We start from the raw sequence: 26,167 nt of genomic DNA on the forward strand, positions 1-26,167 counted from the left end.
AGGCGCCATGACCGCTGGGTGGTGTTCTCGCGCGCTCAGAGCCGCCGTCTTCGCGGCCGTCTGCGTGCTGCTCGCCTCCCTGGGCCACGTCATGACGTCGGGGACCGCCGTGCCCTGGTGGGCCATGGCCGCAGGGGCGGTGGTGACCGGCGGCGCCGCCTGGCGGCTGGCCGTCCGGGAGCGCGGGCCGGTCCTCGTCGGCTCCGTCGCGGTCGCCGCCCAGGCCCTGCTGCACACCTCGTTCTCGCTGGCGCAGGCAGTCGTGCACCCTGATCGCTCCGGCGGCAGCAGCTCACTCGTCATGGACCACGCGATGCGTCACGGTACGGGTGCCGTTCTCCCCGTCCGGCCGATGGACCACGCGGTGGCCGCGCACGCGCTGGGCCACGACATCGGCGGTATGTCATCGACCGGCATGCTCGCCGCCCACCTGCTGGCGGCGCTGTTGTGCGGCCTGTGGCTCGCCCACGGCGAGCGGGCCGCGTTCCGCATCCTGCGGGCGCTCGCCGGATGGCTCATGGCACCGCTGCGTCCGCTCCTTCGACCGCCCACGCCGCCGCACCGCCCGCGCGTCCGCGCCCGGAGCCGCTCCGATCGCACACCGCGGCGGCTTCTTCCGAGGCACGCGGTCATCTCCCGCGGACCGCCCACGGGGACAACTGTCGCCTGACGACAGCAGGTTCACGAGGCCGCCCACGCAGACGTCCGCACGCACGTGCACGAAGACGCCCTGCACGGAGACGACGAGCCGTCGTCTCCCCGCCTCGGGCATCGGCCGCGCCGTACGCACGGTCGTGACCCCTTCACTCCTTCACCGGTCCCGCCGCGCCGCACGCCGGTCCGCCACGCCGGCGCTCGCCGCTGCCTGATCGTTCCCACAGGCCAGTGCACAACAGAGAAAAACAGGAGCACACCCCATGACTGGGAAGACCCGCACCACGGCTGTCACCCTCTCCGCAGCCGCGTTCGCCGTCGCCGTCGCCACCGCGGGACCGGCCGCGGCCCACGCGGAGGTGGAGGCGGAGGGCGCCCGGGCGCTCGACCAGAACGTCGCGCTGACCTTCTCCGCGGAGTCGGAGTCCGCCTCGGCCGGGATCAGCAAGCTGGAGGTGGTCCTGCCTGAGGGCATCACCCCGCAGGACGTCACCTACAAAAAAGGCCCCGAGGGCTGGAAGTTCGCCCCGACCAGCCGGGGCTACACGGTGTCCGGGCCCAAGCTCGCCATGGGCGAGGACGCCGAATACGTCGTGACCGTACGGCAGTTGCCCGACGCGAAAGAACTGGTCTTCAAGACCCTTCAGAGTTACAGCGACGGCACCATCGACCGCTGGATCCAGCTGGAGGAGGAAGCCGAGGACGACGGGCACGGGCACGGTCATCCCGCACCCCGCCTGAAGCTGAAGGCCGCCGCACCGGGCGCCGAGCTCGTGAGCCCCGGCCCCACGGAGGAACCGACGACTCCAGCCCCGTCGACGGGCACCGCCCCGGACAAGCGCGCCGACGAGTCGTCAGCCGAGCCGGTGGCGAAGGGCACCACCGATGACGGCATGCCCGCGGCAGTGCCCCTGGGCATCGGTGCGGTCGTTCTCCTCGTCCTCGGCGGCGCCGGTGCCTGGTGGTTGAAGAACCGCCGGAGCCGGTCCGTCTGAGGCGCCGGCAGTCCGGAGGGAGATGGAGCTGGGGCGTGAGCGCACACCGAGGAGACGACGGCCTGCGGCGCGTACTCATCGTCGCTTACGAGGACGCACAGATCCTCGACATCGCCTGCCCCAGCGGCGCCCTGGACATCGCCAACCGATACGGGGCCGAGCCGCCCTACTCCGTCGAACTGGGCACCCTGGGCCGCCGGGCCGCCCGGAGCTCGGCGGGCATCCTGGTGGGAGCCGGGCAGAGCCTGGAGGCGGTCACCGGACGGCTGGACACCCTGCTCGTCGTTGGCGGCATCGGCTGCGAGGACGCGGCGGCGGACGAGCGGCTACTGGGTCAGGTGCGCCGACTGGCCACGCACAGCCGGCGTGTGGCCTCCGTCTGCACGGGTGCCTACGTACTGGCCGCTGCAGGTCTGCTGGACCACCGACGGGTGACCACCCACTGGGGATGGGGGGACCGGCTCGCCGAGCGCCACCCCGCCGTGGCCGTGGACGCCGGTCCCCTCTACATCCGGGACGGCGACGTCTACACCTCGGCCGGTGTCACCAGCGCTCTCGATCTGACGCTGGCACTGATCGAGGACGACCACGGACCGACGCTGGCCCGCGCCGTCGCCCGGGAACTCGTCACCCATCTGCACCGGCCCGCCGACCAGGCGCAGATCTCCGTGTTCCTGGCCGCGCCGCCTCCGGAGGACCGGCTGGTGCGGGACCTGACCGGTCATATCGCCGGCCATCTGGGCGAGGACCTCAGTCCCGCGGCCCTGGCGGCCCGTGCGGGAGTCAGCAGCCGGCACCTGACCCGGCTGTTCAACGCACACCTGGGCACCACCCCCGCGCGGGCCGTGCGCGTGGCGCGCACCGAGGCGGCGGCGCATCTGGTGCGATCCAGCGCCCTGTCCCTGGCGGCGATCGCCCGCCGCTGCGGGTTCGGATCGCCGGAGACGCTGCGGCAGGCGTTCCTGGACCACTACGGGGTCACCGGCGACAGCATTCGCAGGATGCCGGACATGCCGGCCGCACGCGCCACGCGGGAGCAGAAGACTTCCGGTCCATGAGCCGATTCACGACACGCAGAAACGTGCTGCGGCGGACGGTGGCCACCGCCACCCTCGCCGCCACGACCACGGCACCTTCCGAGGCGTATGCGGCCCCGCGCCGTGGCCGAACCGGACCGAACATCGGCATCCTGCTGTACGACGGCTACAGCTTGCTGGATCCCACCGGCCCGGCGGAGATCCTCTCCCGGCTGCCGGACGCCACCGTGACCATGATCGCGGAGAAGCGCGGGGCCGTCCGCACGGACACGGGAGACGTGGCGGTGATCGCCGACCGCTCCCTCGCCGAGGTCGACCGCCTCGACGTCCTGCTCGTGCCCGGCGCGGGCAACCGCGGCACGATCGCTGCGATGAACAACCAGACACTGCTGCGCTGGATCCGTGCCATGCACCGCCACACCCGATGGACGACCTCCGTGTGCACCGGCAGCATCGTCCTCGCGGCGGCAGGGCTGCTGGACGGCCGGGAGGCGACGACCTACTGGGCCTCCGCCGACTACTTTCGGTCCACCTTCGACGTCACCTACCTGCCGCGGCGTTACGTGCGCTCCGGGAAGATCATCACTGCCGCTGGTGTGTCGGCGGGGCTGGACATGGCCCTGTACCTCGCGGCCCTGCTCACGGACGACGACACGGCCAGAGCCGTCCAACTCGCCGTCGAGTACGACCCCCGGCCCCCGTACGACTCCGGGAACGCGGCGGACGCCGACCCTCAACTCAAGGCACACGCACTGAGGCTGCTCGCCGCCTCCCAGGAGAAGTGACGAGATGTCCGCGGCGGCAGAGGAGTGAACAGCCCGGAGCGGGGAAAGCCCGTCACAATATTTGTCCTAATTTTCAGGATTATACTAAAGTCCATGCTATATAGGGCCGACGGTGCGCCACGTCGGCCCGGTGCTTGCTACAGGCAGGACGAGCGTGATGCCGCCACGAGGGACGACCGGGAACGAAGGGGTGGGCCCGCAGCCGGTAGCGGTCGTTGACGACACGGCCACGGCACGGGCCGTCGTGGACGCGCGCGGCACGGTGACCGGGTGGAGCGAAGGCGCACGCCGCCTGGTCGGATACCCGGCATCGGAGATCGTCGGCCGCCCCGCGGCCCTGCTGCTCGCCGGGGAGCCTCCGGCGCACGAGTTGCGTTCCCTCGTCGGCGTGCGGCGGTGGAACGGTACGGCGACCCTGAGGCACCGCGACGGACACGTCCTCCCGGTGACCCTGCTGGCGCACCGTCGCGAGCCGAACCCGGAAAGTGACGGCGACGCCCACGAGTGGTTTCTGGTCTCACCGGTGGCGCGCACCCGGGCCGAGCCCGACGAGGACGTCCTGGTCGGCTGGTCGCTCACCCAGTCGCCGTGCACCACCGCCCTGTACGACTCCCGGCTGCGGCTGCTCAAGGCCAACGCGGACATGGAACGCGTGATGGGACTCTCCGAGGCGGAGATGCGGGGGCTGCGGGTGTCGGAGATCGTTCTCGACCCGCAGGGCGAACGCGCCGAAGAGCTGATGCTGAAGGTCCTCAGCAGCGGCGAACAGCAGCACCTGAGGGCCACCCTGCAGTTGGCCGGCCATGAGCACGCGAGCGTGTGGTCGGTGTCTTTGGCTCCGGTGAACGACGAATACGGAGTGGTGCGTGGGGTGCTGCTGTCCGCGCACGACATGACCGAGCAGCACCAGGCACGGCAGCGGCTCGCCCTGGTCGCCGAGGCCGGTGTCCGCATCGGTACCACCCTCGACCTGGCCCGCACCGCCCAGGAAATGGCCGACGTCGCCGTCGGGCACCTGGCCGACTTCGTCACGGTGGATCTGCTTCCCGACATCGAGGACGACCGGGAACTGCGGGCCGTGACGCTCCCCAGCCCGGTCCTGCTGCGCCGCGTGGCCAACCAGTCGGTGCTGCCCGGCTGCCCCGAGGCCGTGATCCCGCTGGGCTCGGTCGCCACCTACCCGAGCACCTCGCCCGCGGCCGAATGCCTGGTCACGGGACAGCCACTGATCCAGCAGGTGACCGCGGACGGTGTCGACCGATGGGCATCCCTGGCGCCTGACCGGGCGGAACGCGTGCGACGGTTCGGCTTCCACTCCGTGCTGGCGGTGCCGATGAGCGCGCGTGGCATCACCCTCGGCGTGGCCACCTTCTCCCGCCACCGCCATCCCGAGCCCTTCGAGCAGGACGATCTGCTGCTGGCCCAGGAGATCACGGCTCGGGCCGCCCTGAGCATCGACAACGCCCGCCGCTACACCCGCGAGCGTGACACCGCGCTGACCCTGCAGAGCAGCCTGCTGCCGCAGCGACTGCCCCGGCAGCCCGCCGTGGAGGTCGCCTCCCGCTATCTGCCGGCCAGCGCGCAGGTCGGTGTGGGCGGCGACTGGTTCGACGTCATCCCGCTCTCCGGCGCCCGCGTGGCCCTGGTCGTCGGCGATGTCGTCGGCCACGGCATCCAGGCCTCCGCCGCCATGGGACGGCTGCGGACCGCCGTACGCACCCTGGCCGACGTCGACCTGCCTCCCGACGAGCTGCTGACGCATCTGGACGACCTGGTCAACCGGCTGTCGGCCGAGACCGACGGCACGCCCGGCGCCGCCGCCGACGTCGGCACCACCTGCCTGTACGCCGTGTACGACCCGGTCCACCGGCGCTGCACCCTGGCCCGCGCCGGCCACCCGGAGCCGGTGCTGCTCACCCCTGACGGCGCCGCGCGCGTCCTCGAACTGCCGGCCGGTCCGCCGCTGGGACTGGGTGGCCTGCCGTTCGAGGCGGCCGAGGTCGAGTTGCCCGAGGGCAGCCTGCTCGCGCTGTACACCGACGGCCTGATCGAGGCCCGGGGCCGTGACATCGACGACGGCGTGAACCTCCTGCTGCAGGCGCTGGCCAGGCCGAGCGCATCCCTGGAAGGCATCTGCGACACCGTCCTGCGGGACGTCCTCCCGGCCCGGCCGGCGGACGACGTGGCGCTGCTGCTGGCCCGTACGCACGTCCTGGACGAGGCCCACGTGGCCACCTGGGACGTACGACCGGAACCGTCCGCGGTGGCCGAGACACGCGACAAGGTGAGCCGGCAGCTCCAGGAGTGGGGCCTGGGCGAGACGGCGTACGTCACCGAGCTGGTCGTCAGCGAACTGGTCACCAACGCCATCCGGTACGGCGAGCCTCCCCTCCAACTGCGCCTGATCCTCGACCGCAACCTCATCTGCGAAGTCTCCGACGCCAGCAGCACGGCACCGCACCTGCGCCGGGCTCGCGTCTACGACGAGGGCGGGCGCGGCCTCATGCTGGTCGCCCAGCTGTGCGAGCGATGGGGCACCCGTCACACCTACCACGGCAAGACGATCTGGGCCGAACAGGCCCTGTCCTCAGACTGACGACCGCGGGCGCTTCGAAACCGCCGGATGCGGACCGGCGGTGCCGGGCCGCCAAGAGACCGCCCTGTGCGTCATGTTGACGGTTCATCATTTCTGAATATCAATTACAACTTTACCCGTCCTTGGTGTAGGTGGGCTGTGGTTTACGTGAGCCTCGTTGGCACCACGCGGTGACCGCACGCCCTCCCGTGACAGGGGGCTTGGTCGCCGACCCCCCATGCATGGTGAGAGGCACCAACGATGACGATGAACCGCACGCTGCGGTACGGCGGCCGCACGCTGGCCTTGACGGCGACGGCGCTCGGGATGATCGCGGCGGCCGTACCCGCTGCGGCCGAGGAACAGCCCACCGCGGAGCAGATCATGGCCGACTGCGCTTCCGGGGAAGGCAAGTGCACCTTCAACTCCCCGACCATCGGACAGGCTTACCTCGGTGAGCCCCGTCAGGTCTCAGAACTGCTCTTCAACTGCACCGACTCGCCCGCCGCCCAGTCGATGTCATGGGCCGACACCGTGGGCTCCTCCCACTCGGTGGGAGGCTCCGTCACCGTGGGCGGAGGCATCGAAGGCATCATCACGGCCAGTGTCACCGCGACGTACAACTACACGTGGCAGAGCTCCCGCACGGAGACGAGTTCCTTCACTGTGAACGTGCAGCCGGGGGAAGTCGGCTGGATCTCCCGGGCCCAGGTGATGCAGCGGATCTCCGGCACGTGGCAGACCCATTACGACGACCCCAAGTGGGGCCACTACTACTGGTTCGTCCCCGACGTGGTCACCGGCCCCGCTCCGAACGGCACGGACGGCAAGCACAACGCGGTCGTGGTCAAGTCCCGCAAGATGACGGCAGCCGAGAAGAAGCTGTGCTCCACCGGCTCCACTCGGGACAGGCTCTTCACCCGCAACAGCTGACTCCCAGGAGCCCATCGCTCCGGCACCCTGCGGGTGTTGGGAGCCAAGCCCTCGTGAAGCGTCGGTGAAAACCCTGTGGAAGCGGTGTCGGTGGGGCCGTTTATGCTGCACCGGAAGATCACGCGGTACCAGGGGAGGGCGCGGCATGTTCGGCAAGCTGTTCGGCAGGGGCGGGGAGAGACCGGTGGCGGATTCGCACGTCCTTCCCGCCCCGCGCAGGCAGAAGAACGGGATGTACACGCTGCGCGCGCTCGGGGACGCGCGGGTGCTCGCACTGGTGGAGGCGGCCGAAGCGGGTGACTGGGAGGCGGTCAAGGAGACGCTGGCCCCCTTCGATCTGGGCCGAGACCACCAAGTCCTGGGTGAGCTGGCCGATCTGGACGGTGTGCAGGACTGGATCGGCCGGGCCGTCGAGGAGGACAAGGAGCACCGGGCCACGGCGCTGCTGATATCCGGGGCGCGCCACATCACCTGGGGCTGGGAGGCGCGCACCGCCGAACGCGCCGTGAACGTCACGCAGGAGCAGTGGCGGGTCTTCCACGAGCGGCTGCGGACCGCCGAGGAGCAGCTGCTCGAGGCCGCCGAGCTGCGGCCGGAATGGATCACGCCGTGGCGCTGCCTGCTCACCTCCGGTCGCGGCATGTCGCTGGGCCCCGCCGTGAACGAGACCCGGCGTGACGCCGCCCTGCGCCGCGACCCGCTGGACCTGGAGACCCACCTCGCCTGGGTGTCGCAGTTGCAGCCCCGTTGGGGTGGTGAACCGGGGCAGGCCCTGGCATTCGCCCAGGACGCGGGCGCCCGCGCCCCGCAGGGGCACCGCCTCGGCTGCGTGATCGCCATGGCGTACATCGAGGAGTGGGTCGAGTCGGAGCGCGGGGACTACCTGCAAACCCCGGAGATCCAGGCGCAGTTGCGGGAGGCGGCGGACCACAGCATCCTCCACCCCGCCTACGTGTGGCGCCCGGGCTGGCAGCACGACTTCAACATGTTCGCCATGGCACTGTCGCTGGCCGACGAACGGCACACGGTCAAGCGCGTGTTCCGGACGCTGGACGGCGCCTACACCGAGTGGCCCTGGACGTACTTCGCGGAACCGGAGAAGCAGTTCGCCCGCCGTCACCGCCGCGCCTGAGCAGCCACCGGCCCGGCCGGTCCTCGGCACCCCACGGCCGGCCCCATCCTCAGGACCCGCCGGTCCCGGTCGAGACTCAGAGCCTTCCGTCTCCGCCGACTCTCCGCCCCTCCCGCTCCGACGCCCCCCGGTACGCGCAGGCGGCCCCGCAGTCGCGGCGCCAACCCTGCCGCCCTGCCGCCCAGGAGACCGGCCCCGCCGCCCCCCCCGAAGCACCCCGCGGGCCCGCCGCCCGACCGTACCCGTCGCCCTTCCCACCAACGGACTGCCCGATGACTCTGCCCGACACCGCCACGAACCCGGCCGGCGCCGACCGCACCTTCCAGGTGGACCTGCGCGGCCTCGTCGACCTCCTCTCCCACCACCTCTACTCCAGCCCCCGCGTCTACCTGCGCGAACTGATGCAGAACTCGGTGGACGCGCTGACCGCCCGGCGGGCCCTCGAACCGGCCGCTCCCGCCGACGCCTTCGGCGTCCGCCTGTACGCCGACGGTTCGGTCGTACGCGTCGAGGACGACGGCGTCGGTCTCTCCGAGACCGACGTGCACACCTTCCTCGCCACCATCGGCCGCAGCAGCAAACGCACAGAACAGATCGCCGAGCAACGCGGCGACTTCATCGGCCAGTTCGGCATCGGCCTGCTCTCCTGCTTCCTGGTCGCGGACGAGATCCACGTCCTCAGCCGCTCCGCCCGTACCCCTGACGCACCCGCCGTGGAATGGCGGGGACGCGGCGACGGCAGCTACACCGTCCGCACCCTGCCCGCCTCCGCCGTCCCCCGGCCCGGCACCACCGTCACGCTGACGCCGCGCGCCGACGCGGGCGAGTGGACCCGCCCGGCACAGGTCCACGCGCTGGCCCGCCATTTCGGCTCCCTGCTGCGCCACCCGGTGACCTTCGACGACGGCACAGGCAGGCCGGGCGACCCGGCCGCGTCCGTCAACCCCGATCCCGCGCCCTGGACACGCACGTACCCCACCCCGGGAGCCCGCTCCAGGGCGCTCGCCGCGTACGGCGAGAACGTCTTCGGCTTCACACCGCTGGACACCATCGAACTGGACCTGCCCGCCGTGGGCCTGAAGGGCATCGCCTGCGTGCTTCCCGAGGCGGTGCCGGCCGGGCGCCGCCACGGGCACCGCGTGCACGTCAAGGGCATGCTGCTGTCCGAGCAGGCCGAGGAGATCCTGCCCGACTGGGCGTTCTTCGTCCGCTGCGTCGTCGACGCCGAAAGCCTGCGCCCGACGGCGTCCCGCGAGTCCCTGTACGAGGACGACACCCTCGCCGCCGTCCGAGACGCCCTCGCCGAGCGGCTGCGCGCCTGGATCGCCCGGGCCGCAGCCAGCGACCCGGACCTGCTCGCCCGCTTCCTCCAGGCCCACCACCTGGCCGTGAAGTCCCTCGCGGTGCACGACGACGAGATCCTGCGGATGCTGCTGCCCTGGCTGCCGTTCGAGACCACCGACGGGCACACCACCCTCGACGAGTTCGCGCGCACCCACCGCACCGTGCTCGTCACCTCGAGCGTGGAGGAGTTCCGGCAGGTCGCGGCGATCGCCTCCGCCGCCGGTCTCGGCGTCGTCAACGGCGGCTACACCTACGACCGTGAACTGGTCCACCGGCTCCCCGAGATCAGGCCCGGCGCCACCGTCGCCGACCTCGACCCGGAGACCCTCACCGCTCACCTCGACCCCGTCGACCGGGAGACGGAACTCGCCGCCGCGGCCTACCTCGCCCAGGCCCGCGACGCCCTCGCCGTCTTCGACTGCGACGTCGCACTGCGCACCTTCCAGCCCGCCTCCGCCCCCGCCCTCCTCGTCGACAGCCGGGAGGCCCGGCACGAGCGCACCCGCTCCCAGCTCGCACGCGAGCAGGAAGGCGGCCTGTGGGGCGACATCCTCGGCGCCCTGCGCCAGGAGGCCCCGCGTGCCCAGCTGATCCTCAACCAGCTCAACCCGCTGGTCCGCACCGCCGTCACCATCGACGAGCCCGAGCTTGCCCGTACCAGCGCCGAAGCCCTCTACGGGCAGGCCGCGATGCTGTCCAGGCGCCCCCTCAGGCCCGCCGAATCGAGTCTCATCAACCGCTCCTTCCTCGACCTTCTCGCCCACGCCCTCCGCAAGGACAGCTGACGATGCCGACCGCACCCCAGACCACCGACGAGCTGTACGAGGCGCTGAAGGAGAACGACCGGCGCCCCTACGGCCGCACCCGTACCGTCACTGCCGAAGAACTCGTCGACGCCGCCGAACAGTTCGACCAGCCCGCCCCGCTCGTCCACGCCCTCCTCGAACTCCAGGAGGCGTACACCTACGGCTCCGAACCCCGAAAGTCGCCCGTCGTCTTCGCCCGTCTGCTCACCCTGTTCGACGAACAGCCCGACGTCTTCGACGAGCGCCTGCGCCACACGCTGTTCTGGCGGTTCAAGTGGGTGAGCCACGCCCTGCGCCAGCTGCCGGAGATGCCGCTGACCAGTCTCCGCCAGTGGCTGACGGAGATGCGCGACCGGTACGAGAAGGCCGGCTTCGGCCTCCAGCCGTACTACGGGCAGGCATACCAGCTCGCCGCCCACGTCGGCGAGGACACCACCCCCGCCTACGAACTGTGGGCGGGCCGCACCCGCACCCGCCTCAGCGACTGCGAGGCCTGCGAGATCTGCGAGCGCGCCCGGTACCACCTCACAGCGGGCGACGACGAGCGGGCACTGCGCGCCTGGGAGCCCGTCCTGAACGGGAAGGAGTCCTGCCAGGAGGAGCCGGCACGCTCCCTCTCGTACGCCCTGCTGCCCCTGCTGCGCACCGGCCGCACCGACCGTGCGCGCGAACTGCACCTCACCGGCTACCGCGCCTGCCGCCGCAACCCCGCCATGTCCGGGGAGATCGGGCGGCACCTGGAGTTCTGCGCGCTGACCGGCAACGAGGCCCGTGGCCTGGAACTGCTCGCCGAGAACCGGAGCCTGTTCGACGAGGTGGACTCGCCGCTGGACCTGCTCGACTTCCTCACCGGCGTGGAGGTCCTCCTCCAGCGTGTCGAGCTCCTCGGCCACGGCGCACTGCCTGCGGCCGGATACGCGGGCCGCACCTGGACGGTGGCCGGGCTGCGCGCCGAGGTACGCCGCCGCGCCGACGACCACGCCGCCCGCTTCGACGCCCGCAACGGCACCACGGCCCACAGCGACCGTCGCAGGGCCCGCCTCGACCGTGCCCCGCTCCTGGACGCGCTGGAACTCACTCTGCGCACCCGCAGTCTTGACGACGTGACGCCCGCCGCCCCGGTCGCCGCGCCGCCCGCCCGTCCGGCCGACCCCGCCCCCGACTCGCTCGTCGAACTCATCCTCCAGGCACGCGGGTTGGAGGAGCAGGGGCACCCGGACGCAAGGGCCCGTTGGGAGCGGCTGCGCACGCTCGTCGCCGCCCGCGACTACACCCACCCCGATGATCCGGCCGTGGGCCCGCTCGTCCGGCTGCGCGCGGACCTGCTGGACGACGAGGCGGGCCGGGCGGGCAACAACGACGAGTTCGCCGACGCCGTAGCCCTCCACGAGGAGGCCGCGGCCCTGTACGACGACGCCGGGGAGCCGGGGCAGGCGGCGCTCGCCCGCGCCGGCGCCCTGCTCGCCACCGCCGAGAACTCCGGGGAGGGCGCTGACGGGCCCGAGGCGAAGGCCGCCGCGCTGACCGCGGCCCACGCGTCCCTGGTTCGCCTGCACGAGGAGACCCCCGGCCTCGCCCCGTACCAGGAGGCCCGCCTGTTGCGGCTGCGGGCGACCGCGCTCGCACTGCGCCTGCAGACCTCGGGCAGCGAGGACCACGTCGCGCCGGTCGTCGCCGAGGTGGACGCGTTGCACGCGTTCGCCACCCGGCACGATGTCGTCGGGCAGATCTCCGGCGCGCTGCTGCTGCGGGCCAGCACCTACGCCATCTCCGGCGACCTGCCCGCAGCGGTCACCGAGACCGACGCCCTCATCGACCGGCTGAAGGCGCACGGCCCCGCCTGGCACCTGCCCCGCGCGCTGGGACTGCGCGGCCGGCTCCAGCTCGGCCTCCGGGACGCGCAGGCCGCGTACACCGACCTCTCCGAAGGCCTGCGACGGGCCGCCGACTGGCCGGCCGACGCGGTCGACACCAGCCGTCTTCACGGTGATCTGGCCGAGGCCTGCATGCGCCTGGGCCGCCCCGACGAGGCGCTGCGGCACCTGACGCGCTCGGCGGAGCTGGACCTTCGCCGTGGCAACCGGACGGACGCGTACTGCGCCTACGCCAACGCCGCCCAGCTCAGCCTCGACCTGGGCCGGGTCGAGGACTGCATCGCCCTGCTCGACTCCCTGCTGGCCGAACCGGACATCACCGCCGGAGAAGCCGACGACCGGCTCGTCGCCCAGCTGCGCCTGACCCGCGCCCGCGCACTGCACGCCGGGGAGGACCTCAAGGCCGCCACCGCGGAGTTCGTCGCCCTCGCGGCCGAGTCGGCCGGCTGGGACGACGACCAGGGGAGCCACGCCATGATCGCCGCGGAGACGGCCGTACTCCTCGGCGAGTCCGGCGACTTCGGCCGGGCCCGCGAAGCGGCGGACCAGGCACTCGCCGCCCACGCCGACGCTCCGCGCTACGAGCAGCTCAGCAACTGCCTGCGCGAACTCGCCCGCCTCCAGGCGCAGCAGCAGGGCCCCGACGGACTGGCCGGCGCCCTCGCCCTCCTCGCCGACGCGGGACGGATCGCCGACGAGGCCCGCGCCGCCGCCTACGAGACCCAGGGCCGCTCCCTGGACACCGCCCTGGCCTACGAACACGGGCGGGTCAACGCCTACGCCGGCGCATACGAGGACGCGCTGGCCGCCCTGGACAAGGCCCTCGCCCTGCTCGGCGAGCCGGGACCCGAGGACGACAGTGCCGGCGAGTGGGCCGAGTGCGTCCGTCTCGCGGGCGCCGTGGAGGGCATCTACCTGGAACGCCCCGCCCCCGCCCTCACCCGCCTCGACGCGGCGGTCTCCCACCTGACCGCCCTGGGCCACACCGAGGAGACCGAGCCGCTGATCTCCTTGGCTGCCCGGCTGCGCGACGAGGACTGACCCGGCGGCCCCGGTGCCGGGCCGCACGACGGCGGACCCTGGACGGAGAGGGCAGGGGAGAGGAGACGGATCGCGGCTCGGGCCGGAGGCCCGAGCCGCGCCTGTCGACGTCCGCCGACCGGCGGACGCGTCAGAGCGCGGTGCCCGTTTCCTCGGCCAGCGTCGCGACGAGGCGGTCCTGGAACGCCTCGTCGTGAACCGCGCGGTGCGGCTCCTGCCGCCGGCCGTGATACCAGTACCCGCCAGTGGTCAGCGCCTCGGGCTCGTCGCTCGTCGCGAGCCACTCCTGCGTGCGATGGCCCAGCTCGAGGTCGTCGGGTGCGCTCGGCCCGCCCATCTTCGTCGGCACCCACCCGGGATCCACCGCATTGCTCAGCACCCCGGGACGCAGACGGGCCACGGCGGCCGCGAGGGTCGTGACGAAGAGCTTGCTGTCGGCGTACGAGCCCGCGTTCCCGCCCCGCCAGTCGACCCGCTCCAGCGAGGGACGCCCGCCGAAGTGCGAGCCACTGCTCAGGTACACCAGCCGGCGCGGCCCGCGGAGCAGGGCGGTCAGCAGATACGGGGCGATGATGTTGACCGGCATGACCGCCCGGCCGCTCCACACGCCGGCGTTGTGGATGACGGCGTCGAGCGGCTCGGCCCCGTTCAGCTCGTCGGCCACGCGTCGTACGGCGTCCCGCTCGGTGAAGTCCCCGACCACGAGCCGTGCCCCGCGGCCGACCAGCACGTCGAGGCCGGCAGCGCGCTCCCGGTTGCGGGCGTGTACCACCACCTCGTGCCCCGAGGACAGCAGGGCATCCGCCGCATACCGTCCGAGCCCGTCCGCGGAACCGGTCACCAGGATCCGACTCAAGATCGCTCCACTCCTCCGACGCTCTGGCTTCGCACTGAGCTCTGGTCAGGATTCGATGACTCCACTGTGCACCACTGCCCCGGTACGGCCGGACAGCGGCGAGCCGCTCCTCACGCCGCGGCGGAGACAGCGGTGTCGGTAGGGGAGTGGGCGACCAGCCGAGTACTCGGCACGATCCGCACCGGATGCCCGTCCGCCACCCGGAGCCGCGCTGCACCCGCCGTCGTCAGCGATCGGCGCCTGCATGCTGCGCCCCGGCCTCGGGCGCAGCCGTCGGCTCCGACGCCGGGGCGGTGTAGAAGACGGACCTGCCCTGCTTGCTGCGCTCGGCCTGGCTCTTGGCCACGAGTCCCTCGAGCGTGACCCGTACGACCTTGGCGGTGATGTCGCGACCGGGGTGGGCCTCGCTGAGCGCTGTTGCGATCTCCGCGGCGGAGCGCGGTTCCGTCTGCTCGGCGAGGTGGCGTCGGATCAGCTCGACCAAGGTGGGCTGGGCTCCCTTCGTGGCGTCCTGCGCTTTGGCTGCGGGCTTCTTGGCAGGGTTCTTCCGAGGCGCGGCCGTTGACTTGCGCGCCTTCTTCTTCCCGCGGGGCGTCGCGTCGGTCTTTGTGCGCCGTGGAGAGGGAACCGTGACGCTCCGGGAGTCGACCGCGGCTTCGGCCGGAGCCGCCGTGATGCCGAGTGCCTGCTGCATGTTCATCAGCACGGCGTGGTCGCGCTGCAGTGCGGCGAGCTGTTCCTGCAGGGAGGCGATTTCCGCACTGACGCGCTCCTGCTCCTTGACGTTCGCTTCGAGGTCGCCGGTCACCTGGGCGATGTACTGCGATGCCAGTTCAGTGGCGGGCGTTGTTGTCTCGGGCATGGTGCTGACCTTTCCTCGGCCTGTGGCCGTGCTGCGGGCAGTGCTGTCCTGGGCCATGTCTCGGCGGTCCGGCAGGGACACCGAACGTGCCGCGACATGCCTGGGTGTAGAGATGGTACGGACAGGCGAGGCCGGTCGCTTCCGGATCCGAGTCATGTCATGTGCCCGGAACCGGTCTCCAGTTGTGGCACCCGGATGCCGACGAGGCGGCAACGAGGGCGACTTCGTCGTCGCGGTCGAGGCAGCCGCCCCACTCGGGCGCCGTCCTGCACGGGACTCCGATACCGACGCCGCCTGCCCGACATCGTGCGTGAGCTCATCGACGGTGCGGCCGGGTCCCTGCAAGGCAAGGACAACATGCCACCAAATGACCAGGCCTTGTGGGAGAGTCACCGTGACCGCCTGGAGCGCGTGGCGCGGGAGGCCGGTGGCTGACCTCCCGCCGCGACGCCCGGCCGGCGCCCGCCCGGGCGCGCGGACCCTCAGGCCGAGCAGCCGGAGTCCGCCACGACGTAGTGCCCGGGCGCGGTCTGCTCCAGGGTGTGCGTGGTGAACGCGTTCCACAGCCCCATGGCCTGACCGGAGCCCTTGGCGTAGGTGTGACCGCCGCTCCGGTAGGCGCGTCCGGCGGCCGTGTGGTCGAAGTTGCTGGACGTGTGGCACGTGGGTGTGAACCCGGTCGTGGTCGCGTTCACCGCCGGGGAGACGGCCCCCACCGCACCCGCCGAGTCCACGGCCGCCGCGGCGTAGCTGTACGCCGTGCCCGTGGCCAGGCCGGTGTCGGTGTAGGAGGCCGACGTCGTGGTGTCCACCTTCTTGCCGTCGCGGTGGACGACGTACGAGGCAGCGCCCTCGACCGCCTTCCAGCTCAGCGAAACCGTGGTGCCGGTGATCCCGGTGACCGTCATCCCACTGGGTGCGGGCAGGGCACCGGTGCTCCGGTCGTCGTCGAGCCCCCAGAAGCGGGCGGTGTGGTAGCTGGAACAGATGGTGTCGAGGTAGTAGGTGCCCGTGCTGCCGCACTGCTCACCGCCGTTGCCCGGGTCGACCGCGAGCCCGTGCCCCATACCCGAGACGGAGTAGACCTCGACGGCGGGCCGGCCGGAGGCGTCGTCGTACACGCTCAGTGTGACACCCCCGCTGAGACCCTCGGTGCGGGAGGGCGTCTGACCGATGCCCCACACGTTCGTCCACTGGTCGCGCAACTCCGTCGCGTTGGTGGGCCTGACGGTGGTGTCAGCGGTGCCCTGCCAGATCGCGACACGCGGCCAGGAGGTCGTGCCGGCCGGGGCGGCGGAGCGCACCAGGTCCCCCCACTGGGCGGGGCTCTTGTCCGGCGGACTGTACATGCAGGTGTACGCCGCGGACACACTGCTCGCGCAGCGTGCGGGTAGTCCGGAGCCGATCGCGCCGCCCGCGAAGACGTCCGGATAGGCGGCGAGCATGTTCGCGGTCATCGCGCCCCCGGCGGACAGGCCGGTGATGTGAACCCGCCGGGTGTCGCTGCCGTACAGCGCGACGGCCCTGTCGACCATCTGCTTGATCGACAGCGCCTCGCCCTGACCACGCGAGGTGTCGCCCGGCTCGAACCAGTTGAAGCAGGAGTTCGCGTTGTTGGCGCTGCCCGTCTGCGGGAAGACCAGCGCGAAACCGTAGGTGTCGGCGATCTTCGGCCAGCCGGAGTGCGCGTAGTAGTCACTCGCGCTCTGCGTGCAGCCGTGCAGGGCGACCACGAGCGGGGCGCCGTCCGGCAGCGCGTCGGGCACGTAGGTGTACATCGACAGGTTGCCGGGGTTGGTGCCGAAGCCGGTGACCTGGGTCAGATCCGCGGCGGCTGCCTGGGGACTCACGGTCATCAGGGCACCGGTCAGGACCACGGCCCCCGCGGCCGCTGTGATCCAGCGGCGGACACCCCGGACGAGGCGGCTGCTCCTGGTGAAGCGGAACGGAGGGTGCGACTGTCCCATGACGACTGCCTCCTGATGTGGGGAACGCTTCATGTGCCGATACCGGAACCGGCCCGGTGAACCGGCGTGGCGTGCATCATCGGCGTGAGCCCGCCGGCGTCGGCATGGGCGGAACGGCCACGTGTGGCGACAGCCTGTGTGACGGAGCTACATGGCCCGGTGCGCGATCGGTCGTGTATGGCAGAGCGCACCGGCGAGGCGGAACTTCTTCCGGCCGTTCAGCCGCATGGCGTTCGAACCCACCGTCAGGCGGCAGATGGTGGGCAGCAGACCTATATGTCCCCGCGAGCCCGCGTCATAGCGTCCGGCCACCGGCGAGCTCGGATGCGCTCACACGGACGCCTTGGTCGACACCTTCCAGGACCGACTGCGCCCGCTCGCGCCCTGCCACCGTACGGCCTTCACGGCGCTGGAGAGCTGACTGGCGTCGGGGCACCGTCCGCCCGACTCCCGCACCGTCCCCGTCCCTGAGGCGGGCGTTCGAGCTGATCACCATGCTGAGACCGTCCCCGCGATGCTGCCCGGGCCCGGCCTCCCCCGTACGCACATGCGGCGTCCGGTCACCTCCGGGTGCGAACCGATCTCCCGTCAGCAGGTCATCTGTCCCGGACTCTTGACTCGTGCAACGGAAGTAGCCATCCTCGTCCCACCATGAGCGGGTCATGACAATCGGGTCGTCCCCCCCCCGGCCCCCGGGCCAAAGACGGCCGAGACGTCGACCGCGCCATCCCGCCGACCGAGGACGTGGGCCGTGACCAGTGCCGAACGCCCGTACCGCAGAAACAGGAACGTCACCGCCGTGTCGCTCCTCCTGCTCGTGCTCGCCGTCGTGCTGGGCCCGACACCGAGCTCGGCGGCCGGCCCCGACTGGTGGGAACCGGCCGCACGGCCCGCGCCGGACTCCCGGATCAACATCACGGGCGAGCCCTTCACCGGCACCGACGCCAAGGGCGACGTGCGCGGATTCGTCGACGCGCACGACCACATCTTCTCCAACGAGGCTTTCGGCGGCCGTCTGATCTGCGGAAAGCCGTTCTCCGAGCAGGGCATCACCGACGCGCTCAAGGACTGCCCCGAGCACTACCCGGACGGCTCCCTCGCGGTCTTCGACTTCATCACCAAAGGCGGCGACGGCAAACACGACCCCGTCGGCTGGCCCACCTTCAAGGACTGGCCGGCCCACGACTCGCTGACCCACCAGCAGAACTACTACGCATGGGTGGAGCGGGCCTGGCGCGGCGGCCAACGCGTGCTGGTCAACGACCTCGTCACCAACGGTGTCATCTGCTCCGTGTACTTCTTCAAGGACCGCGGCTGCGACGAGATGACGTCCATCCGGCTCCAGGCCAAGCTGACCTACGACATGCAGGACTACATCGACAAGATCTACGGGGGGCCCGGCAAGGGCTTCTTCCGGATCGTCACCGACAGTGGCCAGGCCCGTGAGGTCATCGAACAGGGCAAGCTGGCCGTCGTCCTCGGCGTCGAGACCTCCGAGCCCTTCGGCTGCAAGCAGGTCCTCGACATCGCGCAGTGCAGCAAGGCGGACATCGACAAGGGCCTGGACGAGCTGCACGCGCTGGGCGTGCGCAGCATGTTCCTCTGCCACAAGTTCGACAACGCGCTGTGCGGGGTCCGCTTCGACTCGGGCTCGCTCGGAACGGCCATCAACGTCGGGCAGTTCCTGTCGACCGGCACCTTCTGGAAGACGGAGAAGTGCACGGGCCCGCAGCACGACAACCCCATCGGCAACGCCTCGGCGGCCGAAGCCGAGAAGAGGCTCCCGGCAGGCGAGGAGGTCCCCTCGTACAGCGTCGACGCCCAGTGCAACGTCCGAGGACTCACCGAACTCGGCGAGTACGCCGTCCGCGGCATGATGCAACGCGGGATGATGCTGGAGATCGACCACATGAGCGTCAAGGCCACCGGCCGGGTGCTCGACATCTTCGAGGCCGCGTCCTACCCCGGCGTCCTCTCCTCGCACAGCTGGATGGACCTGGACTGGACCGAACGGGTCTACGGCCTCGGCGGCTTCATCGCGCAGTACATGCATGGCTCCGAGGGCTTCATCTCGGAAGCGAAACGCACCAAGGCCCTGCGCGACAAGTACGGCGTGGGCTACGGCTACGGCACCGACATGAACGGCGTCGGCGGCTGGCCGGCCCCGCGCGGAGCGGACGCCCCCAACAAGGTCACCTACCCCTTCAAGAGCGTCGACGGCGGCTCCGTCATCGACCGTCAGACCACCGGCGAACGCACCTGGGACCTGAACACCGACGGAGCGGCCCACTACGGCCTCGTCCCGGACTGGATCGAGGACATCCGCCGGGTCGGCGGCCAGGACGTGGTGCAGGACCTCTTCCGCGGCGCCGAGTCCTACCTCGACACCTGGAAGGCCTCCGAGCACCACAAGGCCGGAGCCAATCTCGCGACCGGCTCCACCGCTTCGGCCAGTTCCTCGGAATGGAACCTGTTCACGAGCTACGCACCGGACCGGGCCGTCGACGGCGACGGCGGCACCCGCTGGGCGAGCGACTGGAGCGACGACCAGTGGTACAAGCTCGACCTCGGGTCCACCCGGCTCGTCAAGCGGGTCACCCTCGACTGGGACCGCGCGTACGGCAAGTCGTACCGCGTCGACCTCTCCACCGACGGAGTGAACTGGCGTACCGCCTGGTCCACGACAGCCGGTGACGGGGGCCTGGACACGGCCAGGTTCACCGCCACCCCGGCCAGATACGTCCGCGTCCAGGGCCTGGCACGCGGCACCGAATGGGGCTACTCCCTCCACGAAGTCGGCGTCCACAGCACCTGACACCCGCGCGGGAGAGGGGATCCATGGCACGGTTGCCGTCCGCCGAGCGGCGGCGACAGCTCACCGAAGCGGCGATCAGGGCGATGGCCCGGGACGGCGTCCCCCGGACGACGACCCGGTCCATCGCGGCCGAAGCAGGCGTCTCGCTGAGCGTCTTCCACTACTGCTTCGACTCCAAGCAGCAACTGCTCGAGTCCGTCATCACCACCATCACCGGGCACTACGCGACCGTGGTCAAGGAGGCCCTACGGCCCCGGAACACCCTCGAGGAGACCGTCCGGGCCGGCTTCCAGGCGTATTGGGACCATGTCCGCGCCCACCCCGACGAGCACATGCTCACCTACGAGCTCACCCAGTACGCCCTGCGCCAGCCCGGCTTGCGACATCTGGCAAGACGCCAGTACGAGTTGTACGCCGAGACGTACACCGAGCTCATCGGCCAACTGCGGCAGACCATGGGATTGCGCCTGCGCGTACCGACACCGGTCCTGGCATGCTACCTGGCCGCCATGACGGACGGCCTGACCCTCAACTACCTCGTACTCGGCGAGGACGACGCCTGGACGGCCGTCCTCGACACCATCACCGCCCACATCACCGGCCTGGTCCGCGAGCCCTGAAACCTGACGGGTCATTCAGCGGGATGGATGACGAGTTTGAACTCCGCGAGGGTGATGTTCCGAGACACGCCGTCGTCGTGGGTTGCCCGGACAGCCAGCGGGGTGCCCGGATCCACGAAGATGCCCCAGTGCTTCACCCAGCACTGCATGCCTGGGCTCGGCCGCCGGTGCTCCGTCGCCGTGGTGTCGTTGGGCTGAGGGGTGAGACCGAGCGGGTCGCGGACGAACTGGTCCCGCAGTTCGCTGTAGTCCCCGGCCTCCCACTGGATCATCGCGTACAGGTCGCCCCAGCCGGCCTTGCTGGGCCAGATCAACCCGGACCGGTCGTCTGAGTGCCAGTCAGTGATCACATATCCGTCAGGCTGGCTGACCTGATGCATGGCGGACCGGTCGCTCGACTCGGCCGCCCCGAAAGGGAACCGGATGACCTGGTACGGACTGTTCGCGGGGACGGACTGGGGTGTGTCCCGCTTCAGGGAACACACCTCGACCGCCGACGCGGCACTCGCGTTCGTGGACATGCTTCCATGCTGCCCATCCGAAGACGCAGCGACGCCGCGACGAAGCCGTTGGCCTTCAGTTCCTCGATCAGCCCCCGGCGGAACTGCACGGTCTCAGGCCGTCGGGTGGCGGCGGTGCCGCGTCCAGGCATTGCGTGACGCAGGGTTCGGGTGAGGTGGAGATCGTAGGTCGTCCGCCCGCACCCGGGGGCGATCCGAACACTCCCCCCAACAGCCGAAGCCCGCTACCGCCTCCTGCGGACCCGCCGCCTCCGGCATCGCGCCACCGACCGCCGCGGCACCAGGCACGCTGGTCTCCCTCGCCGAGATGCTCTGGAAACGGTCATTGGTGTTCTGTCTCGGTGCCGGCGGACTATCGCCGACCAGCGGAGACAGTCGTCTGGGAAAGCATGGGCACACCAGGCAAGCGGAAGCGCCCCCCACACCGGACCGCTTATCGTCGCCAGGGGCGGACGTGTGCGCCGGCCGCGCCGATCGCTGCCCTCGCCGCCTGCTCGACCAGCGAGACCCCGCTTTCCATCGACGCGTTGCCGCCGCTGAGGACCGAGATCAGGTACCGGCGCCCGTGCACTGTGACCTGACCGATGCTGTTGATGACCCACAGGCCAGTGGCGCTCCGCTGCAGCCAGCCGTTCTTGAGGGCCCATCGGGAGCCCCGCGGACCGGCCGCGGACACCCCCCAGTCCTGGCCCTGCGCCACCTGGCCCATCAGATCGCGGATGTAAGCACGGGAGGCCTCGGTCAGTCCTACGGGTGAGCGGGCGGGGGCCACCGGCCCTCGGGAGAAAATCGCGCGCAGCAACCTGACCTGGTCCCTTGCCGTGGTCTGCGTGAGCCCCCATCTGGTGCCGGGGCCGCCCCGTGTCGAGGAAAGCCCCAGTCGTTCGTTCGCCGCATCGAGGCCTTCCGCATGGCCGATCGCCCGCCACAGCACATGCGCCGCTTCGTTGTCGCTCGTGCGGATCATCGCCTCGGCATTCCGACGTTCCGGGGCTGTCAGCTCGCGGTGGTCGTCCTGTGCCTGAAGCAGCAGGGTCACCAGGATGCCCACCTTGACGATGCTTGCCGTGTCGAACGTCGCCTCATGCCCGTAGGACGCGATCTCCTGGTTGCCGCTGCTCTCGCCGAGTACGGCCACCGACAGCCGTGTGTTGCCGTCCGGCAGGATTCTCCTGAGTGCCTTCGCGAGAGTCGTGCCGCGGTCTTCGCGCGGCGGTGCCGCAGGCCCGGGAGCCGGCTCACCCGCCCGCGATACGGGCGCCTGCGCCTTATAGGGCGTGCCGGTGGCGGAACAGGCGGCGAGCGACACCACGACTGCGGTCGCGGCGCATGCCCTGAGCGTGTGCGCGCGGAGGTCGCGCTGCGTCGGCGTCCGGTTCTGTCCTTTGGGCATGGCGGGGCAGGCCTCGGCATTCCGATGGAGAGAAAGCAACTAGTCAGAAAATATGACAAACCGGATGAAATGACGGCGATCGACACCGGACAGGCGTGTCGAAGCCCGAGGCGCTCGCCGGCGAGGTCATGCAGGCGCAGACCGTCCGGTCGACACTTCGAAGATCAGCCGGTGGCCGTCCGTCTATGCGGCCTTCATCCCGATGCCCGGGCAACCCCCTGGCTCAGGTGGGAGCCCGTACATCACTTCCCTGGACGCAACCCGGCGGGCCTTCGATGGAGGTCGGCTGTCAGTGCCGGGTGGAAGACTGCCCGGCATGATCGAACCGAACCCGAAAGCGGACCTTCTCCGATACCTGCAAGAGGGGCGTGATGCCCTGTTGTGGAAGCTCGACGGGCTCTCGGAGTACGACATCCGCCGCCCGCTGACCCCCACGGGCACGAACCTGTTGGGGCTGGTCAAACATGTCGCCGGTGTGGAGCTGGGGTACTTCGGCGACACATTCGGGCGGCCGTTCTTCGACGAGGATCCACCGCCCTGGTGGTACACGCAGGACGCGGAACCCAACTCGGACATGTGGGCCAGTGCAGACGAGTCACGCGAAGACATCGTTGGGCTGTACCGCCAGGCGTGGGAGCACTCCAACAGCACGATCGCGTCGCTGACGCTTGACGCGATCGGTCATGTCCCGTGGTGGCCGGAGGGACGACGAGAGGTGACACTGCACCACATTCTGGTGCGCGTGATTTCTGATACCCACCGGCATGCCGGCCACGCCGATATCGTGCGAGAACTCATCGACGGATCTGTCGGGCACTTGCAGGGTAAGGGCAACATGCCATCAGGTGATCAGGCATCGTGGGAGGGCCACCGAAGCCGACTGGAGCGCGTGGCGCGGGAAGTCGGCAACCGCTGACCTCACCCGCCGACGCCGGCCCCACTGGTCCCTTCTCAGCCGGCGGCGGCCTGCGGCCACGCAGAGCCGGGGGTCGGTGAATGACGTTCTGTGCTGTCGGCCTGACCTGGATTGAGGCGGTAGGTGTCCATCCGGGGGAGATCGACCTCCGTAGTGCTCAAGGTGGAAGTGTTCTGAGGGAGCCGGCGTCGGCGGGGAGGCCTCGTTGAGCAGCTGAAGCGAGACCCTGATGCAGATGGTTCGCCGGGGGTGGTCTCCTGCCGTCCTGGCCGTTTACGTCGGCGCCTCGACGCGCACGCTGCAGTGAGGTCGCTTTGCATGCCATCGGGAGGTTCTGTGCGTTCGGCGCTGATATGGCTCGTACGGCTGTGCTCGCTCGCGGCGTGGGTCGCGGCCGCCGTCGCCTGCATGTGGCTGCTGGGGGCCACCGCCATGGCCCGGCCCTGGCACGAACCCTTCGTGTGGGGTGCTGTCGCCGTGGGGTGTGCCGTGGTGCGGGTGGTGGCGCTGTGGGTGCTGCGCGGCGAGCCCAAGGGCGACGGGTTAACGGACGAGTTCTGGGTCAAGCTGCGCACCGGTGCCCTCTGGGCCGTCGTCGCGTTTTCATCCGCCGTGTTCGCCGTGGCCATCCTGACCTCGGCCAATGCGGGCGAGAAGCTTGACGCTCTGCGCGACGCGGGCGCAGAGGTGAGCACCGCGACGGTCGTGGAACGGCACTCGACGCGACAGGAATTGAGCGACGGCGTCGTGAAGGGATACGCGTCCCGGCTTGTGGTATCCGTGCCCGGCGGTGCCGAACGGCTCACCGTGCGCGGCGCTTACACGCAGGAGAAGCCCGGCAAGGGCACCGAGGTCGACGTCCTGTGGGCCCGGTCCGACCCCGATCTCGGCGGTTACATCAACGAGAGCAAGGACCTGCGCACACTCGCCGAAAACCGCTGGAGGGCTTTTCAGGATGACGAGTTGGGCATGGGCTCGCTGATCGCTTTCATCGCCATGGGGTTCATCGGCGCGATCCTGACCTTTGTGTTCACCCTTGTGCCCGACGCCGACGACCTTCAGGAGGTGGCCTGGTCGGCGCCGTTCCAGACCGTGCGCACTGCGCTGACCCTGCTGGTGTTCTGGGGCTGGAGTCCCCTGATGCTGGGGAGCCAGTCGAGCGTTCCGCAGATCATCGTTGCAGTCGGCAGCTCCTGCCTCGTCCTGCTGGGGTACATCTTCACATCGCTCCGCGGCTTCGGCTGACCTACGACGACGCCCTCCGGGCGTTGGTGGTCGAGGAGCAGAAGCGGGGCGATGTGGCGCAGATGCGGCACACCGCCGGTGAGGCACACACCGCCGTCGTGCAGCGCTCGGTCAGCACGATCCGGGCGCCGCCGATGCCGCCCCATGAGCCGATTCACGAGCCGAACTGATGCTCGGTCGTGTGCCTCAGCTCCACCAGCGGTGCATCACCGGCCGACCCTCCGCCGTCAGGATGAGGTGGAAGCGCTCGTCGACCAGGTCACTCACCGTCCCACCCGCTCTCGTCGGTGTAGGTCCGCAGATGCAGCCGCGCATCGGCCGCGACAAGTACGGGCCCGACGTCTTCGCCTCGGCCGCCGCCTTCGGCCACGCCGCATGACCCGGCCCTGCCGGTGCCGCAGGCCGCGGACGTGGGCCGGGTCGGCTGATCGGCTGGGCGCTGGGGAAGCCACTGCCGGGGCCGGTGGGCAAGGAGCTTTCCGCGGCCGTGCAGCGGCGCTCGCGCGGAGCGTACGACTTGCGTCAGGCCGGCTAGCGGTCAGGGGGTCAGGGCCTGTTCGGTGGTGGGGTGGCAGGGGATGAGGGCGTCGACGCCGACCAGTTGCAGGACGCGCAGGACGGATTCCTGTGCCCCGGCGATGCGCAGCCAGCCGCCTGTGCCGCTCGTTTGCTGGTAGGCGGCGACGAAGACGTTGATGCCGCTGGAGTCCATGAAGGTCACACCACTGAGATCCGCTACAACGCGCAGCGGCACCGTCGTGTCCTCAGCCAGCAGGGCTTGGCTGAGGACGTCCTGGACGTCGTGGTCGATCTCGCCCCGCAGCGTCACTACACGGATGCCCGAGAGCGTGCGGTGTTCGACCAAGAGCCGCTCCGGCCGGTCCGCTGGTTCGATGTGGGCCACGGTCTCCTCGACTGCGATTCAGGCTTGTCCCCGGTTCAGGACACGCGCGGATGATTCTGCCCCACCCGTCCGGCCGGATGCATTCGCTTGGCGGCGTTCGAACACCACCCCTCCGGCATGCATGGCGGCGCAGGGGGTACCGGCGCGGGAAACGGGGAGTGAGGGCGAGGCCAGTGGAATCTGATGCCGACGGTGATGGCTGTATGGCGCCGGACAGGCACCTGGTGCGCGTCGGCTTCGCCCTGGGCGGCGATGAGGGGTGCATCGCCGACGCCCACCAGCACGCCGCCGCCTTCCTCGACCAGGCTGGCGACGACTACGGCCTGCTGGTGCCGGCGCGTGTGAAGGACCTCGCCCAGCTCGTGGTCAGCGAGCTGGTCACCAACGCCTGCAAGTACGCTCCGGGCCCCGTCCTGGTGGAGCTGGGCCTCACCGCCGAAGCCCTGGAAGTGGTCGTGTGGGACAGCGACCCCACGGTCCCCGCGGCCCGGGCTGCGGACCCCGGCAGGATCGGCGGCCACGGCCTGGAGATCGTCAAGGCGGTGACGGCCGGACTGTCCGTCGAGCAGGAGGCGGTCGGTAAGCGCATCACGGCCCGCATTGCCCTGACCGGCGTATCCAACGACACTCCCGCCCGAGCCTGACGTAACGCCCCTCGACGTGCAATCCCCATCTGTTGGCGCCCGCCCTCCCCTGGACGGCGCCGAGGTCCGCGCCACACTGCGGCTCGCGCTGCTGCTGCTGCGCCGATGCCACCAGGCGGCCCGCGCAGTAACGCTGACGCTCTGAGCTGCCCAGACGATTCGGCTACGCGCGCGACGTCGCCTGGGCCGGGACCTCAGCACCGTCATCGCGCAGCTGGCCGAGCTGACCCAGATGCCCCGGCCTCTGC

Annotated in this window: 22 protein-coding genes; 16 read left to right on the plus strand and 6 right to left on the minus strand. The window is 70.7% G+C overall.

Annotated elements, in window-relative coordinates:
• The first annotated feature begins 7 nt into the window (after positions 1–7).
• The 9 genes from IE97_RS0114325 (at position 8) to IE97_RS0114365 (ending at position 13,176) form a co-directional block, all read left to right on the plus strand.
• Positions 8–670, plus strand: coding sequence for a hypothetical protein (locus tag IE97_RS0114325; RefSeq protein WP_030238127.1), 663 nt, complete (start codon positions 8–10; stop codon positions 668–670).
• A 247-nt stretch (positions 671–917) separates the two neighbouring features.
• A complete protein-coding gene (locus IE97_RS0114330) occupies positions 918–1,649 on the plus strand; it encodes a DUF1775 domain-containing protein (protein ID WP_030238131.1) in 732 nt (243 codons plus the stop codon).
• Between the two features lie 35 nt (positions 1,650–1,684).
• On the plus strand, positions 1,685–2,707 hold the full coding sequence (locus IE97_RS0114335; RefSeq protein ID WP_051704957.1) for a GlxA family transcriptional regulator: 1,023 nt from the start codon (positions 1,685–1,687) through the stop codon (positions 2,705–2,707).
• The gene (locus tag IE97_RS0114340; protein WP_030238138.1) at positions 2,704–3,471 is read left to right on the plus strand and encodes a DJ-1/PfpI family protein; all 768 of its coding nucleotides are present in this window, start codon (positions 2,704–2,706) and stop codon (positions 3,469–3,471) included. Before IE97_RS0114335 ends, IE97_RS0114340 begins: the two co-directional genes overlap by 4 nt.
• 157 nt (positions 3,472–3,628) lie before the next feature.
• Entirely contained in the window at positions 3,629–6,067 is a 2,439-nt protein-coding gene (locus tag IE97_RS0114345; RefSeq protein WP_030238142.1) for a SpoIIE family protein phosphatase, read from the plus strand.
• Positions 6,068–6,307: 240 nt separating this feature from the next.
• The gene (locus tag IE97_RS0114350) at positions 6,308–6,979 is read left to right on the plus strand and encodes a hypothetical protein (protein ID WP_030238147.1); all 672 of its coding nucleotides are present in this window, start codon (positions 6,308–6,310) and stop codon (positions 6,977–6,979) included.
• 145 nt (positions 6,980–7,124) lie between these two features.
• Positions 7,125–8,111: a hypothetical protein gene (locus IE97_RS0114355; RefSeq protein ID WP_030238151.1), complete on the plus strand. Its 987-nt coding sequence runs from the start codon at positions 7,125–7,127 to the stop codon at positions 8,109–8,111.
• A gap of 272 nt (positions 8,112–8,383) precedes the next feature.
• On the plus strand, positions 8,384–10,240 hold the full coding sequence (locus tag IE97_RS0114360; protein ID WP_030238154.1) for an HSP90 family protein: 1,857 nt from the start codon (positions 8,384–8,386) through the stop codon (positions 10,238–10,240).
• 2 nt (positions 10,241–10,242) lie between these two features.
• On the plus strand, positions 10,243–13,176 hold the full coding sequence (locus IE97_RS0114365; protein ID WP_030238157.1) for a hypothetical protein: 2,934 nt from the start codon (positions 10,243–10,245) through the stop codon (positions 13,174–13,176).
• A 130-nt stretch (positions 13,177–13,306) separates the two neighbouring features.
• Here IE97_RS0114365 and IE97_RS0114370 read toward each other — a convergent pair whose 3' ends face one another.
• The 3 genes from IE97_RS0114370 to IE97_RS0114380 form a co-directional block, all read right to left on the minus strand.
• Positions 13,307–14,032 carry an SDR family NAD(P)-dependent oxidoreductase gene (locus tag IE97_RS0114370; protein WP_030238159.1) on the minus strand — a complete coding sequence of 242 codons (726 nt, stop codon included), beginning with the start codon at positions 14,030–14,032 and terminating at the stop codon, positions 13,307–13,309.
• A 226-nt stretch (positions 14,033–14,258) separates the two neighbouring features.
• The gene (locus tag IE97_RS0114375) at positions 14,259–14,894 is read right to left on the minus strand and encodes a hypothetical protein (RefSeq protein ID WP_030238161.1); all 636 of its coding nucleotides are present in this window, start codon (positions 14,892–14,894) and stop codon (positions 14,259–14,261) included.
• Between the two features lie 482 nt (positions 14,895–15,376).
• The gene (locus IE97_RS0114380) at positions 15,377–16,861 is read right to left on the minus strand and encodes a PHB depolymerase family esterase (RefSeq protein ID WP_078603226.1); all 1,485 of its coding nucleotides are present in this window, start codon (positions 16,859–16,861) and stop codon (positions 15,377–15,379) included.
• A 751-nt stretch (positions 16,862–17,612) separates the two neighbouring features.
• Here IE97_RS0114380 and IE97_RS0114385 point away from each other — a divergent pair.
• Entirely contained in the window at positions 17,613–19,676 is a 2,064-nt protein-coding gene (locus tag IE97_RS0114385) for a discoidin domain-containing protein (RefSeq protein ID WP_030238168.1), read from the plus strand.
• A gap of 23 nt (positions 19,677–19,699) precedes the next feature.
• A complete protein-coding gene (locus IE97_RS0114390) occupies positions 19,700–20,296 on the plus strand; it encodes a TetR/AcrR family transcriptional regulator (RefSeq protein ID WP_030238171.1) in 597 nt (198 codons plus the stop codon).
• Between the two features lie 11 nt (positions 20,297–20,307).
• On the opposite strand, the gene IE97_RS0114395 is transcribed toward IE97_RS0114390, so the two are convergent.
• Positions 20,308–20,817 (minus strand): hypothetical protein, encoded by a 510-nt coding sequence (locus IE97_RS0114395; RefSeq protein WP_030238176.1) that lies wholly within the window; start codon positions 20,815–20,817, stop codon positions 20,308–20,310.
• 433 nt (positions 20,818–21,250) lie between these two features.
• Positions 21,251–22,210, minus strand: coding sequence for a serine hydrolase (locus IE97_RS0114400; protein ID WP_030897031.1), 960 nt, complete (start codon positions 22,208–22,210; stop codon positions 21,251–21,253).
• Positions 22,211–22,526: 316 nt separating this feature from the next.
• Between IE97_RS0114400 and IE97_RS0114405 the strand changes: the two genes are divergently transcribed.
• The 4 genes from IE97_RS0114405 (at position 22,527) to IE97_RS0114420 (ending at position 24,750) form a co-directional block, all read left to right on the plus strand.
• A complete protein-coding gene (locus IE97_RS0114405; RefSeq protein ID WP_030238183.1) occupies positions 22,527–23,126 on the plus strand; it encodes a DinB family protein in 600 nt (199 codons plus the stop codon).
• A gap of 336 nt (positions 23,127–23,462) precedes the next feature.
• Positions 23,463–24,371, plus strand: a complete 909-nt coding sequence (locus tag IE97_RS0114410; protein ID WP_030238186.1) for a hypothetical protein — start codon at positions 23,463–23,465, stop codon at positions 24,369–24,371.
• A gap of 23 nt (positions 24,372–24,394) precedes the next feature.
• Entirely contained in the window at positions 24,395–24,541 is a 147-nt protein-coding gene (locus IE97_RS42080; protein ID WP_158708282.1) for a hypothetical protein, read from the plus strand.
• Positions 24,542–24,603: 62 nt separating this feature from the next.
• A complete protein-coding gene (locus IE97_RS0114420; RefSeq protein WP_158708283.1) occupies positions 24,604–24,750 on the plus strand; it encodes a hypothetical protein in 147 nt (48 codons plus the stop codon).
• Positions 24,751–24,909: 159 nt separating this feature from the next.
• On the opposite strand, the gene IE97_RS0114425 is transcribed toward IE97_RS0114420, so the two are convergent.
• Positions 24,910–25,275, minus strand: coding sequence for an STAS domain-containing protein (locus IE97_RS0114425; RefSeq protein ID WP_030238193.1), 366 nt, complete (start codon positions 25,273–25,275; stop codon positions 24,910–24,912).
• A 173-nt stretch (positions 25,276–25,448) separates the two neighbouring features.
• Here IE97_RS0114425 and IE97_RS0114430 point away from each other — a divergent pair, with 173 nt between their 5' ends.
• Entirely contained in the window at positions 25,449–25,919 is a 471-nt protein-coding gene (locus IE97_RS0114430; RefSeq protein WP_030238197.1) for an ATP-binding protein, read from the plus strand.
• The last annotated feature ends 248 nt before the right edge of the window (positions 25,920–26,167 follow it).

It is taken from the genome of Streptomyces sp. NRRL S-455 (assembly GCF_000717875.1).
Classification (GTDB): Bacteria; Actinomycetota; Actinomycetes; order Streptomycetales; family Streptomycetaceae; genus Streptomyces.

Bases quoted from the DNA above. Each gene is read 5' to 3' on its own strand.
- IE97_RS0114325 (WP_030238127.1), top strand. From the start codon at position 8: ATGACCGCTGGGTGGTGTTCTCGCGCGCTCAGAGCCGCCGTCTTCGCG.
- IE97_RS0114330 (WP_030238131.1), top strand. From the start codon at position 918: ATGACTGGGAAGACCCGCACCACGGCTGTCACCCTCTCCGCAGCCGCG.
- IE97_RS0114340 (WP_030238138.1), top strand. From the start codon at position 2,704: ATGAGCCGATTCACGACACGCAGAAACGTGCTGCGGCGGACGGTGGCC.
- IE97_RS0114345 (WP_030238142.1), top strand. From the start codon at position 3,629: ATGCCGCCACGAGGGACGACCGGGAACGAAGGGGTGGGCCCGCAGCCG.
- IE97_RS0114350 (WP_030238147.1), top strand. From the start codon at position 6,308: ATGACGATGAACCGCACGCTGCGGTACGGCGGCCGCACGCTGGCCTTG.
- IE97_RS0114355 (WP_030238151.1), top strand. From the start codon at position 7,125: ATGTTCGGCAAGCTGTTCGGCAGGGGCGGGGAGAGACCGGTGGCGGAT.
- IE97_RS0114360 (WP_030238154.1), top strand. From the start codon at position 8,384: ATGACTCTGCCCGACACCGCCACGAACCCGGCCGGCGCCGACCGCACC.
- IE97_RS0114365 (WP_030238157.1), top strand. From the start codon at position 10,243: ATGCCGACCGCACCCCAGACCACCGACGAGCTGTACGAGGCGCTGAAG.
- IE97_RS0114375 (WP_030238161.1), bottom strand. From the start codon at position 14,894: ATGCCCGAGACAACAACGCCCGCCACTGAACTGGCATCGCAGTACATC.
- IE97_RS0114380 (WP_078603226.1), bottom strand. From the start codon at position 16,861: ATGGGACAGTCGCACCCTCCGTTCCGCTTCACCAGGAGCAGCCGCCTC.
- IE97_RS0114390 (WP_030238171.1), top strand. From the start codon at position 19,700: ATGGCACGGTTGCCGTCCGCCGAGCGGCGGCGACAGCTCACCGAAGCG.
- IE97_RS0114395 (WP_030238176.1), bottom strand. From the start codon at position 20,817: ATGTCCACGAACGCGAGTGCCGCGTCGGCGGTCGAGGTGTGTTCCCTG.
- IE97_RS0114400 (WP_030897031.1), bottom strand. From the start codon at position 22,210: ATGCCCAAAGGACAGAACCGGACGCCGACGCAGCGCGACCTCCGCGCG.
- IE97_RS0114405 (WP_030238183.1), top strand. From the start codon at position 22,527: ATGATCGAACCGAACCCGAAAGCGGACCTTCTCCGATACCTGCAAGAG.
- IE97_RS0114420 (WP_158708283.1), top strand. From the start codon at position 24,604: ATGAGGTGGAAGCGCTCGTCGACCAGGTCACTCACCGTCCCACCCGCT.